This is a genomic window from Desulfatiferula olefinivorans, from assembly GCF_054657895.1.
Map to the genome: position 1 here is coordinate 189,083 of NZ_BAAHXV010000001.1, position 15,004 is coordinate 204,086.

At 57.7% G+C, this 15,004-nt stretch carries 18 protein-coding genes; all 18 read left to right on the forward strand.

Annotation, left to right across the window (positions count from 1 at the left end; genetic code table 11):
• The first annotated feature begins 9 nt into the window (after nucleotides 1-9).
• The 18 genes from ACYQ11_RS00695 to ACYQ11_RS00780 all read left to right on the forward strand — a co-directional run bounded on the left by ACYQ11_RS00695 (nucleotide 10) and on the right by ACYQ11_RS00780 (nucleotide 15,002).
• Nucleotides 10-369 carry a NifB/NifX family molybdenum-iron cluster-binding protein gene (locus tag ACYQ11_RS00695; protein WP_459921808.1) on the forward strand — a complete coding sequence of 120 codons (360 nt, stop codon included), beginning with the start codon at nucleotides 10-12 and terminating at the stop codon, nucleotides 367-369.
• Nucleotides 362-2,095 carry a sensor histidine kinase gene (locus tag ACYQ11_RS00700; RefSeq protein WP_459921809.1) on the forward strand — a complete coding sequence of 578 codons (1,734 nt, stop codon included), beginning with the start codon at nucleotides 362-364 and terminating at the stop codon, nucleotides 2,093-2,095. Before ACYQ11_RS00695 ends, ACYQ11_RS00700 begins: the two co-directional genes overlap by 8 nt.
• Nucleotides 2,085-2,474: a response regulator gene (locus ACYQ11_RS00705; RefSeq protein WP_459921810.1), complete on the forward strand. Its 390-nt coding sequence runs from the start codon at nucleotides 2,085-2,087 to the stop codon at nucleotides 2,472-2,474. Before ACYQ11_RS00700 ends, ACYQ11_RS00705 begins: the two co-directional genes overlap by 11 nt.
• Nucleotides 2,471-3,112: a histidine kinase dimerization/phospho-acceptor domain-containing protein gene (locus tag ACYQ11_RS00710; RefSeq protein WP_459921811.1), complete on the forward strand. Its 642-nt coding sequence runs from the start codon at nucleotides 2,471-2,473 to the stop codon at nucleotides 3,110-3,112. Before ACYQ11_RS00705 ends, ACYQ11_RS00710 begins: the two co-directional genes overlap by 4 nt.
• A 366-nt stretch (nucleotides 3,113-3,478) precedes the next feature.
• The gene (locus ACYQ11_RS00715; protein ID WP_459921812.1) at nucleotides 3,479-4,393 is read left to right on the forward strand and encodes a response regulator; all 915 of its coding nucleotides are present in this window, start codon (nucleotides 3,479-3,481) and stop codon (nucleotides 4,391-4,393) included.
• Nucleotides 4,394-4,410: 17 nt separating this feature from the next.
• Entirely contained in the window at nucleotides 4,411-5,919 is a 1,509-nt protein-coding gene (locus tag ACYQ11_RS00720; RefSeq protein WP_459921813.1) for an SLC13 family permease, read from the forward strand.
• 256 nt (nucleotides 5,920-6,175) lie between these two features.
• Nucleotides 6,176-7,402, forward strand: a complete 1,227-nt coding sequence (locus tag ACYQ11_RS00725) for a response regulator (protein WP_459921814.1) — start codon at nucleotides 6,176-6,178, stop codon at nucleotides 7,400-7,402.
• Nucleotides 7,403-7,486: 84 nt separating this feature from the next.
• Nucleotides 7,487-7,915, forward strand: a complete 429-nt coding sequence (locus ACYQ11_RS00730) for a response regulator (RefSeq protein ID WP_459921815.1) — start codon at nucleotides 7,487-7,489, stop codon at nucleotides 7,913-7,915.
• Between the two features lie 21 nt (nucleotides 7,916-7,936).
• Nucleotides 7,937-9,409 (forward strand): DASS family sodium-coupled anion symporter, encoded by a 1,473-nt coding sequence (locus ACYQ11_RS00735; RefSeq protein WP_459921816.1) that lies wholly within the window; start codon nucleotides 7,937-7,939, stop codon nucleotides 9,407-9,409.
• 88 nt (nucleotides 9,410-9,497) lie between these two features.
• Complete coding sequence (locus tag ACYQ11_RS00740; RefSeq protein ID WP_459921817.1) at nucleotides 9,498-10,064, forward strand: CBS domain-containing protein; 567 nt, start codon at nucleotides 9,498-9,500, stop codon at nucleotides 10,062-10,064.
• A gap of 109 nt (nucleotides 10,065-10,173) precedes the next feature.
• A complete protein-coding gene (locus tag ACYQ11_RS00745) occupies nucleotides 10,174-10,602 on the forward strand; it encodes a response regulator (RefSeq protein ID WP_459921818.1) in 429 nt (142 codons plus the stop codon).
• 208 nt (nucleotides 10,603-10,810) lie between these two features.
• Entirely contained in the window at nucleotides 10,811-11,365 is a 555-nt protein-coding gene (locus tag ACYQ11_RS00750) for a Na+/H+ antiporter subunit E (RefSeq protein WP_459921819.1), read from the forward strand.
• Between the two features lie 2 nt (nucleotides 11,366-11,367).
• A complete protein-coding gene (locus ACYQ11_RS00755; RefSeq protein ID WP_459921820.1) occupies nucleotides 11,368-11,661 on the forward strand; it encodes an MrpF/PhaF family protein in 294 nt (97 codons plus the stop codon).
• 5 nt (nucleotides 11,662-11,666) lie between these two features.
• On the forward strand, nucleotides 11,667-12,008 hold the full coding sequence (gene mnhG / locus ACYQ11_RS00760) for a monovalent cation/H(+) antiporter subunit G (protein WP_459921821.1): 342 nt from the start codon (nucleotides 11,667-11,669) through the stop codon (nucleotides 12,006-12,008).
• Between the two features lies 1 nt (nucleotide 12,009).
• Nucleotides 12,010-12,255 carry a Na(+)/H(+) antiporter subunit B gene (locus tag ACYQ11_RS00765; protein ID WP_459921822.1) on the forward strand — a complete coding sequence of 82 codons (246 nt, stop codon included), beginning with the start codon at nucleotides 12,010-12,012 and terminating at the stop codon, nucleotides 12,253-12,255.
• Nucleotides 12,252-13,085 (forward strand): hydrogen gas-evolving membrane-bound hydrogenase subunit E, encoded by an 834-nt coding sequence (gene mbhE / locus ACYQ11_RS00770; protein WP_459921823.1) that lies wholly within the window; start codon nucleotides 12,252-12,254, stop codon nucleotides 13,083-13,085. The genes ACYQ11_RS00765 and mbhE overlap by 4 nt, the downstream gene beginning before the upstream one ends.
• A 1-nt stretch (nucleotide 13,086) precedes the next feature.
• Nucleotides 13,087-13,494 (forward strand): cation:proton antiporter subunit C, encoded by a 408-nt coding sequence (locus ACYQ11_RS00775; protein ID WP_459921824.1) that lies wholly within the window; start codon nucleotides 13,087-13,089, stop codon nucleotides 13,492-13,494.
• Nucleotides 13,491-15,002, forward strand: a complete 1,512-nt coding sequence (locus ACYQ11_RS00780) for a complex I subunit 5 family protein (protein ID WP_459921825.1) — start codon at nucleotides 13,491-13,493, stop codon at nucleotides 15,000-15,002. The genes ACYQ11_RS00775 and ACYQ11_RS00780 overlap by 4 nt, the downstream gene beginning before the upstream one ends.
• Nucleotides 15,003-15,004 lie beyond the last annotated feature (2 nt).

Genomic DNA, 15,004 nt, shown 5'->3' on the forward strand with positions numbered 1-15,004 from the left:
AGCGCAGCTGTGATCAAAAAAGTCCTGATTCCCCTGTATCTCAACGAGGTGGCCCCGCGCTTCGACCTGGCCACCGAGGCCCTGATCGTCACCCTGTCCCAGGACAACAGGATCGAGGAGGAGCGGACCGTGGTCCTGCCCCAGGCCTCCAGTGAAAAGCTCTGCCATCTGGTTCTGACCGAAAACATTCACACCGTGATCTGCGGTGCGATCGAAGATGAGTATTATCAGTTTCTCCGTTGGAAGAAAATCGAGGTCTGCGACTCGGTGGCCGGTCTCTTCACCGACCTGTTCACCCGATTCCTGGACCGCCGGCTGAAATCCGGGGATATCCTCTGGGCACGTCAAATCGAGGGCCGCCATGTCTGAAACGTCGAAAACCCGTCGCACCGTCGACAAGCTGTTCGATTCCGTCAACACCTCGCCCGAGCACTACAGACGGCTCAGGCGGAACATCATCGCCACCATGCTGACGATCACCATCCTGCCCCTTGCGGCCATGATCGTCATCAATCATTTCCAGTACCGGAGCCATCTGAGGGCGGAGATCACCACCCCTTTGATCACCCTGGCCAACAAGACCCGGCACTCCTTCGAGCTGTTTTTGAACGAGCGCCTGTCCACGGTGCGCTTCATCTCCGCCGCCTACACGTATGAGGAACTGAAGAACGACCAGACCCTGAACCGGATCCTGGCCCATCTGAAGATCGAGCTGGGGGGGTTCGTCGACCTGGGCGTCATCGACGCCCGCGGCACGCTGATCAGTTACGCCGGTCCCTACGCCCTTCTGGGCAAGGATTATTCGGACCAGAGTTCGTTCCAGGAGGCCCAGCTCAAAGGCCAGTTCATCAGCAACGTCTTTATGGGGCATCGGAAATATCCCCATCTGATCATCGCGGTCCAGCATCTGACCGAAACCGGTGAGCCCTGGATTCTCCGGGCCACCATCGACACGGACCAGTTTGACAACCTGATCAGCAGCATGGGCCTCGACCCCCTGTCCGACGCCTTTCTGGTGAACAAGGACGGCATCCTTCAGACCCATTCCAAGCATTACGGGCAGCTTTTGGAGCCCTGTCCCCTGTCCCTGCCCAAGGCCATGTACGGCAGCGACATCTTCGAAACCAAGGACCCGGACGGACGGGACATCCTGATCGCCAGCACGGCTTTCACCAGCGCCAACTACGTGCTGGTCATCGTCAAGCCCCGGTCGGTGGTGCTCAAATCCTGGCAGGCCCTCAAGACCGAACTTCTGGTGATTTTTTCTATCAGTCTGGTCGTGCTGACCCTCGTCATCATCAAGATCACCAATGTCCTTATCCGCCGCATCCGGTCTTCCGACGAAAAACGGGAAAAGGCCCTGACCGAACTCCAGCATACCCAGAAACTGTCGTCCATCGGGCGGCTGGCCGCCGGGGTGGCCCACGAGATCAACAACCCCCTGGCCATCATCAACGAAAAGGCCGGGCTGATGAATGATCTTCTGGATTTTTCCGATGAATTCAAGCAGCGGGATAAATTCAGAACCCTGACCGATTCGGTGATTTCGTCCGTGGACCGCTGCCGCAAGATCACCCACCGGCTCCTGGGCTTCGCCCGGCGTATCGAAATCCAGATCGAACCGATCAACGTCAACACGGTTCTCACCGAGGTCATGGGCTTTCTGGAGCGGGACGCTCTGTATCGGAAGATCGATCTGAGGCTGAGCCTGGACCCCCAGCTCCACATGGTGTCTTCGGACCGGGGCCAGCTCCAGCAGGTGTTTTTAAATCTTCTGACCAACGCCTTCGCCGCCGTGAACGACGGCGGCGTGATCAGTCTGCACACCGAGAACCAACCCGACGGCGGCATCCTGATCTCCATCGCCGACAACGGCTGCGGCATGCCGCCGCATATCATCAAGCATATTTTCGACCCCTTTTTCACGACCAAGAAAGAAAAAGGGACCGGGCTGGGCCTGTCGATCACCTACGGTATCATCTCTAAACTGAGCGGAACCATTGCGGTGACCAGTAAGGAAAACGAAGGCACGACCTTCACCATCACCCTGCCCAAAGAACCCATCCACACCCCTGAGGAGTATCATGAACCCTAAACCCATTACCGTCCTTTTGATCGACGACGAATCGGAATTCACCTCGACCCTGGCCGAGCGGCTCGACCTGCGGGGCTACGTCACCCATACCGCCCCCGACGGCGAAGCCGGCATCCAGACCGTCATGGACAGGGAGGTCGACATCGTGGTTCTGGACCTGATGATGCCGGGCCTCTCCGGCCTTGAAACCCTCAAGCAGATCAAACGCATTCAGCCCGATCTGCCCGTGATCCTTCTGACCGGCCACGGCTCCACCAAAGAGGGCATGGAAGGCATGCGGCTGGGGGCCCTGGATTACCTGATCAAGCCCCTGGACATCAATGACCTGCTCAAAAAAATCACCCAGGCGACCCAACCCCCACAAGGACAGCAGCCATGAAAAACACCCCAACGGACCGATCTTTCTTCATGGGACGCATCACCGCATCGGTGTCCCACGAACTTCAGAACGTGCTGGCCATCATTCGCGAAACGGCCGGCCTGATGCAGGATTTCCTGATGATGGGCGATCGCTGCACCGATCTGGAAGAGCGGCTGGATACCAGCCTGAAACGCATCAAGGACCAGGTGAACCGCGGTGTCGGTCTGACCCACAACCTCAACCGCTTCGCCCATGGCCCGGATTTTCTTACGAGCGTCATCGACACCCGGGACGCCCTTGAGCGGCTGCTGGCCCTGACCGAACGCATTTTCCGGAACAAGGGGTACAGCGTCACCCTCAGTCCCGGCGACCCGGTTGCCCTCGAACAGGATCCCATGGCCTTCCAGCTATTGGCCTTCCTCTGTCTGGAAACCCTCACGGGCGTTTTGCCTTCGGGCCAGACCCTGACCGTTTCGGTCAAACGCACGGGTCCGTCGACCGTCATCACCTGCTGCTGTCCCTCCCCGGCCGCCCAGCCCGTTTCCGAGCTTACCGCCTCCGTCCTCTGGCCCGACCTGACCGAGGCCTGCCGGCAGAGCGGCGTCGTCCTGGGCGTGACCGAGTCCTGTCCCGGCGTGACATTGACCTTCGACTGATCCCCCCCCCTGTTCGTTATCTTTACACGGTGTCAAGCCGGAGCTGTCACCGGCTCCGGCATGTCAGACCCTTCCTTTCGCCCAATCTCGCTAACATCCTGATCCTTAACCCTTTTTTGCGGCACAGTCCTCTGGCACACTCCCTGCTATCCTCAAACGGGTGTTGAGCGGGCCCCTGGTGTTACGACGATTGCGGGGCATCGGGCCGGCCCGTCTTTTCGTGGACCATACGCCGAAATCGGCGAGACGAAATAGGACGGCTTTTTGACATGACACCTGAAACGTTTAAGGAGGGACCATCATTGACGCAGTACGAGCATGGACAATGGTATGCCAACCCATTTGTTTGAAGAAAGGAGAACGGACATGACTGTAAAAATTAAGGTGATGATGGTGGATGACGAACCCCGATTTCGTGAGACAACATCAACGCTGCTTAGAAAAAAAGGGTTTGAAACCACGATGGCCGCATCGGGCGAGGAAGCGTTGAGCCTGATCCGGAAGAATCCCCAGGACGTGGTGATTCTGGACGTCCGCATGGACGGCATGGACGGCCACGAGGCCCTGGCCGAAATCAAGAAAATCGCTCCGAATACCCAGGTGATCATGCTGACCGGTCACGGCAGCGAGGGCTCCGCCGAAAGTTCGCGCAAACTCGAGGCCTTCGACTATCTGGCCAAACCCTGCGACATCGACATTCTGGCGGTCAAGATCAACCAGGCCTTCGCCCTCCGGCAGACCGGAGCGGCCCAGAGCGAAAAGAAGGTCAAGGATATCATGACCGGGATCGACAACTACTCCCGCGTGAGCGTCAACCAGACGGTGCGGGACGCCATTATGACCGTCATGGCATCCATGACCGAAAAGGCCTCGAGCTCCCGGGTCCGCGAATCGGGCCACCGGTCCATCCTCGTCTTCAACGACCGGGAAGAGCTTTCGGGCATCCTCAGCATCAAGGATCTGATCAAGGGTATCCGGCCCTACTATCTGTCTCCCCCCCAGTCGTCCATGGCCCAGAGCGTCCGGTTTTCCAGCGCATTCACCGGCGGATGGGACGGCCTGTTCACCATTCAGCTCAAGGCCCTGGCCGACAAGAAGGTCGGGGAGCTCGTTCTGGACAAGCCGCCCATGATCGATGAAAACGCGAACCTCATGGAGGTGGCCGAACTGCTGTTCAAGACTCAGAAGACCCGTCTGATCGTCACGTCCGGCAAAAAAGCCGCCGGCATTCTGAGAGAACAGGATCTTTTCTTCGAGATCGTAAACATCGTCACGCGATGAGCTGACAGGAGGTTGCCATGAGTACGGAAATCAATGTAGCGAAACTGGAAGAAGAAGGCGGCGCCGATAAGAGCCAGAGCAAGGCTTTTAAATGGATCGCCATATCGATCGCCGTGGGCCTCTTGATCTGGATCCTGCCCACGCCGGAAGCCCTGGGTGTGCGCGGACACGCCTTTCTCGCCCTTTTGGCCGTGATTGTGATTTTGTGGACGTCCGAGGCCATTCCCATCGGTGTCACGTCCATCCTGGCCGGCTGCGCCATGATCGTGTTCAACATTCAGTCGTCCAAGGCGGCCTGGGCGCCCTACGCCAACCGGACCGTCGTGTTCGTGTTCTTCATCATCATGCTCGGGGTCATGCTGGGGCAGACCACCCTCCCAAGCCGGATCATGGGGTACATCCTCAAGGTGGGGGGCACCAACGTCAAGCGCCTGAGTTTTACCCTCTGCATGGGGGCGACCTTCATGGCCGCGTGGACCCATGATGCCACCATCACCATCATTCTCCTGTACGCCATGATGCCCATGTTTCTCAAGATGGGTCTCACGCCGGACAAGAGCAACAGCTTCACCAAGCATTTCATGTTCATGATCCCCCTGGGGGCGGCCTGCGGCGGCGGCGCCACCTTCCTCGGAAGCGGCCGTTCACCCGCATCGGCGGAACTGCTCGGCCAGATCACCGGCTACCACATCGGGTTCATGGAATACATGCTCTACCAGTTTGTGCCCTCCCTGTTTCTGGGCGTCGCCACCTGGCTGGCGGTGTGGATTATCTATCCGCCGAAAATCAAGGAATTGCCTGCGGAGCTGGTCGTCGAGAAATTGCCGGCCATGACGAAAAACGAGAAAACCCTCGCATGGATTCTGGCCGTGACCTTCGGTCTCTGGTTCCTGACCGACCTGACCAAGATTCACGTGTCCGCCATCGGCGGCCTGTTTATCGTCGTCTGCATGGCCTTCAAGGTCGTGGACTGGAAACGCTGTCTGGACGAGTACCCCTGGAACCCCATCATGGTGTTCGGCGCGGGCTTCTCCCTGGGCGTGGCCATGCTCGATACCGGAGCGGGGAAATGGCTGGCCACCCAGATTTTTCCCCTGTTCACCGATTCGCCCTGGCCCGTGGTCGCCGCCGGCGCCTCCTGGCTGAGCGCCGTCATCACGAGTTTCATGGCCAACGCCGCTGCCACCGCCCTTCTGGTTCCCGTGGTGGTGCCCATGGCGGACATGGCCGGAACGCCCGTGGCGCCCATCGCCATGTCGGTGCCCTTGGCCACCACCTTCGTTCTCCTGGTCATCGGCTGCCCGCCGACCCTGATTGCCTACGGCTTCGGGTACTTCACCCAGTGGGAAGCCTTCAAGGTTCTGATGTTCAGATCCTTTCTGGGCATTCTGGTGCTGGCCTTCTGTATGGCCATCTGGTATCCGCTGGTCGGCATGCCGGGTAACATTGACAACATGAAAACACCGGCCAAGCTGACCATGAGCGGGTATGAGCTGATCGAAACCCAGCCCGTCAATGCGGAATAAAAGGACCCGGTATGAACCACAACAAACCCGACAGTGCCGCCGTGAAACGACCTGTCGGGTTTGTTTCATTTTGTGCTAAAACGATCTAATGTTTTTGTTTTAATTTGTTTCAAAATGTTGTCGGTGGCAGACCGGAAAAGTGTTAACACATTGAAAATTAAATAAAAAAATATTTGGCACGCCCCTTGCTATACTAAGAAGGCAAGTGATCAAACAACAGCCCATTCACACGAATTGACACATAAAGGAGGCCACCATGACAACAGTGATAATGACCAGCGGCTTGTTCACCCACGCTGATAAAACGGCAACGAAACTGGCGAAGGATCTCGGACTGACCATCGTGACGGATCAGGATATCCTTGCGGAGACGTCGGCGCGCTTCGATATCAAGATGAGCACCCTGACCAAGGTCATGGAAAACAAGACTCTGGCCTTCAACGATTTCACCCATGAAAAGGAAAAATGCCTGGCCGGCCTGACCCGGACCGTGGCCGACCATGTGGGGAAGGGCGACCGCCTGCTCCACGGGATCATGGGCCACCTGGTTCCCAAATGGGTCACCCATGCCATGCGGGTTCTGATCATCGCCGACAAAAAGACCCGCATCGATCAGGGGGTCAGCGTCTTCGGTCTCAATGAAAAGGACGCCGCAGCCCAGGTCGCCCAGGCGGACAAGCTGGCCATTGTCTGGACCAACGCCCTTTACGAGAAAAAAGCCTGGGATGAATCCCTCTACGACATCGTCATTCCGTCGGACAAGGTCGACACGGACGCGTCGGCGGACCTGATTGCCAAGCACTTGAAGCGCCTCGACGACATTCCGGAGGACACGCGGAACCAGGAAATCGACGATTTCCGGCTCACCGCCGAGGTCGCCATCGCCCTGGCCGATGCAGGCAGCGGTCTGGTCGTCTCCTGCCGCAAGGGCGAGGTGACTGTCACCATAGAAAAAAACGTGCTGATGCTGTCCATGCTTAAACAGAAAATCACCCGCATCGCCCAGGCGGTTCCGGGGGTCCGGTCCGTCGATACCAAAATCGGGAAAAACTACTATAAAACCGATATCATCCACAATTTCGACTTCGAAACGCCCCTCAACGTGCTTTTGGTCGACGATGAGAAGGAATTTGTCCAGACCCTGTCCGAACGCTTGAAGATGCGCCAGGTTCAGAACAAGGTGGTGTTCAGCGGTGAGGATGCCCTGGAACACGCGGACCGGGAAGAAACGGAAGTGATGGTCCTGGACCTCAAGATGCCCGGCATCGACGGCTTCGAGGTGCTCAAGCAGATCAAGGCCACCAAGCCCCACATCGAGGTGATCATCCTTACCGGCCACGGGTCCGAGGCGGACAAACAGACCTGCATGGATCTGGGGGCCTTCGCCTACCTCCAGAAGCCTGCGGACATCGATATTCTGACCGATACCATGCGGCAGGCCTATGAAAAAATCAATCTGAGAAAAAACGCTCCGGCGATGTAAGGGGCGTCAGATAATACCAAAACCCGGACAGGGCCTGTTTCACCGGCCCTGTTCCCTTGAAAACAACGGATCGGAGGATAAACGATGAACGTCAAGGTACTCGTCGTCGACGACGAAAAGGAGTACACCGAGACACTGGCCCAGCGGCTCTCGATCAGAGACTTTGCCGTCACGCCGGTGTTTTCGGGTGAAAGCGCCCTGAGCGTCCTGGAAAAGGTGGACATCGATGTGGTGGTGATGGATGTGAACATGCCCGGCCTGTCGGGCATCGAGGCCCTCAAGGCCATGAAGAAAACCAAGCCCCTGATTCCGGTCCTTCTGCTCACCGGCGAAGGCACCATACAAAACGCCATTGAAGGCATGAAGCAGGGGGCCTTCGATTTTCTGCTCAAGCCTGCGGAAACCGATCTGCTGGTACAAAAAATCAACGAGGCCTATGAACTGAAAGCCATGCACGACGAACGTATCCGGCAGGCTGAAATCGATACCATTCTGAAACGACGGGGCTGGTAACCAAAGGAGGACTAACAGATCATGACAACAGACGCCATCACCCAAACCCAAATCGACTGGAAGCGCTGGATCTTTCTTTTTTCCGGCCTTTTCCTTTTTGCCCTCATCAATTTTGCCCCGTCCTTTCCCGACGCCGTGGACCCCATGGGCAAGCACTTCGCCCTGAGCCGACAGGCCCAGGGTGCCCTGGCCGTGTTCATGCTGGCCGGCACCTGGTGGGTCTTCGAGGTGGTGCCCATCGGCGTCACCAGTCTGGCCATCGGCGTTCTTCAGGTCCTGTTCATGGTCCGCCCCGCCAATGCGGCGTTCAAGGACTTCATGGACCCCTCGGTACTGTTCATCTTCGCTTCCCTGGTCATCGGCATGGTGTTCACCAAGACCGGGCTGACCCGGCGTCTGGCCTACAAGATGCTGGCCGTGGTCGGTGAAAACACCGGTATGATTCTTTTAGGATGCTTTGTGGTCACGGCCCTTCTGACCCACATCATGGCTCACACCGCCGTGGCCGCCACCATGTACCCGCTTTTGATCACCATCTACAGCATGTATGCCGACGACAACACCCCCACCCGTTTCGGTAAGGCCATGTTCATCGGCATGGCCTACGTGGCCGGCGCGGGCAGCATCATCACCCTTCTGGGTGCGGCCCGGGGCGCCGTGGCCATCGGCTTTTTCCGCGATATCATCGGTAAGGAAATATCCTTTTTCGAGCTGAGCTTCTACATGTTTCCCGTAGGCTGGGCCATGGTGTTTATTCTCTGGGCCTTTTTCATGATTTTTCTGAAGCCGGAAAAGAAAACCATCCCCGGCCTCAAAGAAAAAGCCAAACGCTTAAATGCCGAAATGGGAGGCATCACCCGCAAGGAAGTGATCGCCGCCGCCATCATCTTCGCCTGCATCTTCATCATGTCCATGCGCTCGTTCATTCCTTTCTTAAAGCCCCTTGACAAGACGGCGGTGATCCTTGTGTCCACGATTCTGTTCTTCATCCTCGGCATTCTGGACATCAAGGATCTCGAGGCCATTCCCTGGAACATCATCCTTCTGTTCGGCGGCGCCATGAGCATCGGCTTCTGTCTGTGGGAAACCGGCGCAGCCGAATGGCTGGCCATCAACTGGCTGACCATGTTCCAGAAGGCCCACTGGTTCGTGTTTGTCCTGAGCATCGCCTTTTTTGTCATGATCATGACCAACTTCATCATGAACGTGGCGGCCATCGCCATCTCCCTGCCCGTGGCCCTGGTCATCGCGCCCTACCTGGGTGTGTCGGCCGAAGTCATCCTGTTCGCCTCCCTGGTCACGGCGGGCATGCCGTTTATCCTGCTGGTCGGTGCGGCCCCCAACGCCATCGCCTATGACTCGAAGCAGTTCACCACCGGTGAGTTCTTCAAATACGGCGTTCCCACCAGTCTCATCCTGATGGTCATTGTGGCCGTGTTTGTCCTGGTGGTCTGGCCCCTGATGGGCATGCCGATTCTGGTCAAACCCATGTAAATTTCGTTCGGCCGGCGGGGAAGGGACTCCCGCCGGCCGATTCTTTTGATTCCGAGCCCTGAACCCCATCCGGAGAATGAACGAAACCATGAAAACACGCATTGTCAAAGAATACATGATTCCCATCGCCGACTACGCCACCGTGTCAGAAGACGCCACCATGCAGGAGGCCATTTCGCGCCTTCAAGAGGTCCAGAAAGAGTCCCCGACCGGCCGTTACCCGCATTTCTCGATTCTGGTCTTCGATGCCGCCGGCAAAATCAGCGGCAAGGTCAGCCCCCTGGACATCGTCCGGAGTCTTGAGCCCAAATACCGCCTGATCGGTCACTCGGACCCTCTGTCCACCCTGGGTCTGTCCCGTTTCGGGCTGAGCCCGGATTTTCTGAAATCCATGATCGTCCAGTACAATCTGTGGGACGACACCCTGGAAGCGCTGATCGCCAAATCCCGGACCCTGGCGGTCAAAGAGTTCATGTACACGCCGCTGGCCGGCGAATACGTCCAGGTGAATGAGACCCTGGCCGACGCCATTCACCAGATCGTCCTGGGTCATCATCACTCCCTTCTGGTCATGGACGGGGGTGAGATCGTGGGCGTCTTGCGCATGATGGATATTTTCAGCGAAGTCTGCGAGCTGATCGGAACCGCCCGTTGACATCCGCGGGCCGACGGGGAGCCCCCTAAGGAGAATTGACCGGACCGCCCCGATGGATTATAAGCAGAGACGACCCTTCGGCCCGCCACTTTTTCGATAAGGAGAGACCATGAAAACCCGACTGCTTCTCGTGGACGATGAAAAGGAATTTATCGACACACTCAAACAGCGCCTTGAAATCAGAGACTTTTCCGTTCAGGTTGCCTATTCAGGCGAAGAGGCCCTGGACATGTTTGATCCGGACGGCACCGATGTGGTGATTCTGGATGTCCTGATGCCCGGCCTGGACGGCATCGAAACCCTTGAGAGGCTCAAGGACAGGGCGCCTCTGGTGGAAGTAATCATGCTCACCGGCAACGCCACCATTGAAAATGCCATTTTGGGCATGAAAAAAGGAGCCTATGACTTTTTGATGAAGCCCACGGAAGCCGACGCGCTCATCGCAAAGATCAACGGGGCCCTTGGGATCAAACAGGCCCATGAAGAACGGATCCGGCAGGCCGAAATCCAGAACATAATCAACCATAAGGGCTGGTAGAAACCCGGCGTGGCGCATCAGAAAAAGATTGACATTTTGGCGCTTGCTAGTATATATCCCATATTTTAATTTTTAAGACGGATTGTTTGGCCGAAGCGGCCCGGACCCTTCGGTGGAAACGGCCGAAACCCTTAAACAATCAGCCGGAATTCTTGTGCCGTTTGTTTCCTCGGACAAGCGGCTGATGACACGTGGAAGGAAAAGAAAATTGACTACCCGGGCCCATGATTCATCGGACACCCAGACACGGGAGCCGCAGCCGGACCAGAAGCGTTTGAGACCCATCCCCTTTATTATCACCTTTTTGATCATGATGGGCATGTGGGTGATTTTTTCAGGCAAATTCGATCTGTTTCATCTTTCCCTGGGCGTCATCTCCTGCCTGATCGTGGCCTATCTGTCCTCGGATCTTTTGATCACCACCACCACGTTCAGGACCATGCCCGCCCTCTGGGGAGGTTTCCTCATGTACTTTCCCTGGCTTCTGTGGCAGATCGTCCTGTGCAACCTGCACATGGCCAGGCTGGTGTTCCATCCGAACATGATCAACCTGATCGATCCCCGGATCGTGCATTTCAAGAGCCGCCTCAAACACGACATGGCGCTGGTCACCTTCGCCAATTCCATCACCCTGACGCCGGGGACCATCACCGTGTCCCTGTCGCCCTTCGGTGATTTTTCCGTTCACGCTATCGACGACGTCTCCGCCTCGCCGCAGTCCGGCACCATGGAAAGCCGGGCGGGACGCATTTTCGGGGAATGATTATGGAACAGATTATCCTTTACTCCGGCATTGCCCTGGCCCTGATCATGGTGCTGTCGCTGTACCGCACCCTGGTGGGCCCCACGCTTCTTGACCGCCTGATCGGCGTTAACGCCATCGGCAGCGAGACCACGGTCCTTTTGATCATCATCGGCATTCTGTACAAGAAGGTCGACATGTTCATCGACATCGCCCTGGCCTATGCCCTGTTGAACTTCATCGCGGTTCTGGCCTCGGCCCGGTATTTCCACAAACGCAAAGGGCTGTCCGACGAGCCCAATGACCACAAGGGGTAACCGACATGGAATTTGACATCCTGACCATAATCATCGGCGTGCTCATGGCCGTCAGCCTGTTCTTCTTCCTGGCCGGAGCCGTCGGTATCATCCGCTTTCCCGACTTTTATTCACGCCTCCATCCGGCGGGCATGATCGACTGCATGGGCCTTTTGTTTTCCATGATCGCCCTGGCCCTTTATACCCTGCATGACGGTCATTTCACCTGGCCCGCCGTCCTGAACGCCATGAAAATCATTCTGATCGCCATGTTCATCTATATCACCAGCCCCACGGCCACCCATGCCATTTTCGACGCCGGCATGCGGGCAGGCCTCAAACCCTGGACCAAGAAAAGGAACCATTAGCATGAACATTTCCATCGATATGATCATCCTTGTCCTGGTCGTGGTCAGCGGGATCGCCGCCATTTCCGTCAAGGACCTTCTCGGGGCGGCCATCGTGTTCAGCGCCTACAGCTTTCTCATGTGCCTGTCCTGGGCCGTCATGGGAGCCGTGGACGTGGCCTTCACCGAAGCCACCGTGGGGGCCGGGGTCAGCACCGTGTTCTGTGTGGCCGCCGTATTCCACACCACAAGGAGGACCAAGGATTGAAACTCACCGCCCTTATCACCGTTATCGTCTGCGGGGCCCTTCTGATCGCCAACGCCATGCATTTTCCGGACTTCGGGGACGTGAATTCACCGGCGAGCACCCACCTGTCGCCCCATTTCATCGAGAACACCCTGGATGACGCCAACGTGCCGAATATCGTCACCACCACCCTGGGCGACTACCGGGGGTATGATACCATGTATGAAACCGCCGTGGTGTTCACCGCCGGTCTGGCCTGCTTCTTCCTGCTTCGCCGCAAGGAAAGCGTCAACCCTCCGGCCCGGTTCTATCGCCATACCCCCACCGGCATCACCCTGCGTATCGAGGAAGGGGGAACCCTGCCCGATGAAAACTCCAAGGTCTTCATGCGCATCGACAGCCTGTGGGCCCCGGATTCGCTGATCGTCCGGAACACCTGCCGCTTAATTATCGCCTTCATCCAGCTGTTTGCCCTGTACGTGGTGGCCCACGGTCATCATAGCCCCGGCGGGGGCTTCCAGGGCGGGGTCCTTCTGGGCAGCTCGATCATCCTGTTCGCCATCTCCAACGACCTGAGGCGCACCATCAAACGGTTCGGGGAAAAGACCTCGGCCCTGCTCGGAGCTTTGGGGGTGCTTATCTACGCCGGAACGGGTTTTTTCTGCCTGCTGCTCGGATTTCAGTTTCTCAATTATAAAGCGCTGGCCCCGATCTTCCGGAGCACCGACGCCATGGCACGGTCCCACGGCATCCTGTGTATCGAAATCGGTGTGGCTCTGGCCGTCATGGCGGTGATGATCTGGATCTACTACAACCTGTCTTCGGCAGGCAAACACGACGAGGGGCTGTGATATGGACACCATCAACGATATCCTTGCGACCAAATTCAACTACGTGGCCTTCATCATCCTGATGATGATCGGTCTTTACGCCATGATTGCCAAAAACAACCTGGTCAAGAAGATCATCGGCATGAGCATTTTTCAGACGGCGATCATTTTGTTCTACGTGTCCACCGCGTTCAAAACGGGGAAATCGATTCCCATCATCGCCCACGGCCACGGCATGGAGCATCACGTCGTCCATGCCGCCGACTACATCAACCCCCTTCCCCATGTTCTGATGCTGACGGCCATCGTCGTGTCCGTGGCCACCCTGGGCGTGGCCCTGGCCCTGGCCATCAAGGTCTACCGCCAGTACGGCACCCTTGAGGAAGACGACATCAATGCACAGTTAAGATCCCAGGCAGGCAAACCATGATACAGCAACTTCCCGCACTTCTCATTATCATTCCGCTGCTTACGGCCCTGGTGACGGCCATGGCATCCTGGATCAATCCCAGGGCCTGTTACCCCCTGGCTCTCACCGGCCTCGCCCTGTCCCTGGCCTCGACCGTCGGGGTGCTCGGCCGGGTGATGGCCCACGGCCCGGTGATCTATTCCATGGGCGGCTGGCCCGCGCCGGTGGGGATCGAATACGTGATCGATTACCTGTCGGCCCCCATTCTGGTGGTCATCGCCGCCGTGGCCCTGACCAACCTGATCTCGGCCCGGGCCACCGTCAACGAAACCTTTCCCGGCAAAACCGGCGCCTTTTATGCCCTGTACGTCCTGTTCACCTCGGGGCTTCTGGGCATCACGGCCACCGGAGACGCGTTCAACCTCTATGTGCTCCTTGAAATTGCGGCCCTGACCGGCTACGCGCTGATCGGCCTGGGCAGCGACCGGGCCCCCCTGTCCAGCCTCAACTACCTGTTCATCGGCACCATCGGGGCGTCGTTCTATCTACTGGGCGTGGGCTATCTGTACATCGCCACCGGGACCCTGAACATGGCCGAGCTGGCCCGGTTCATCCCGACCCTGTCGGACAGCCCCATCATCCTGTTCGCCTTCGTCATCTGCATGACCGGCCTGTTCATCAAGATGGCCCTGTTTCCCATGCACGGCTGGCTGCCCAACGCCTACAGTTATTCCTCCACCGCCGCCTCGGGCGTCATCGCACCGCTGACCACCAAGGTGATGATCTACGCCATGATCCGGGTGGGGCTCTATGTGTTCACCCCCGGGTACACCTTCGAGACCCTTGCCGTGTCCGACGCCTTAGTCTGGGTGGCCATTGCCGCCATTGTCGCGGGGTCGTTTCTGGCCCTTGCCCAGAAACGCCTGCTGAAAATGATGACCTACGTGATCGTCGCCGAAGTGGGCTACATGGTGGGGGGCTTTTTTCTCGGGAACCGCATGGGCATTACCGGCGCCGGCCTTCACATCATCAACGACGCGGCCATGACCCTCTGTCTGTTCATGGCGGCAGGGGCCATCGTCTACAAGCTGAACGACGATTCCTTCGACTCCCTCAAGGGGCTGTTCCGGAAAATGCCCGTGACCATGATCGGTTTCACGGTGGGGGCCCTGGCCGTCATCGGCATTCCCCCGACCTGCGGGTTCTTTTCCAAATGGTATCTGATCATCGGAGGCCTTGACGCCGGGCACTACGCCTTTGTGGCGGCCCTCTTGTTCAGCAGTCTGGTCAACGCGGTGCTGTTTTTCCGGATCTTTGAAATCGCCTTTTTCGAACCCTTCGCCGATCATCACGGCCATGACGATCACGATGATGCCCATCACGGCCATGAGGCGGTGATCGACGAGGCACCCCTGTCCATGGTGGTTCCGCTCCTGGTTGTGGCGGCGGCTCTGATCGTTCTGGGCATCTATTCGGGAGACATTGTGACAAACCTCATTCAATCCGCCATACCGTCAGGGATAGCTTAATT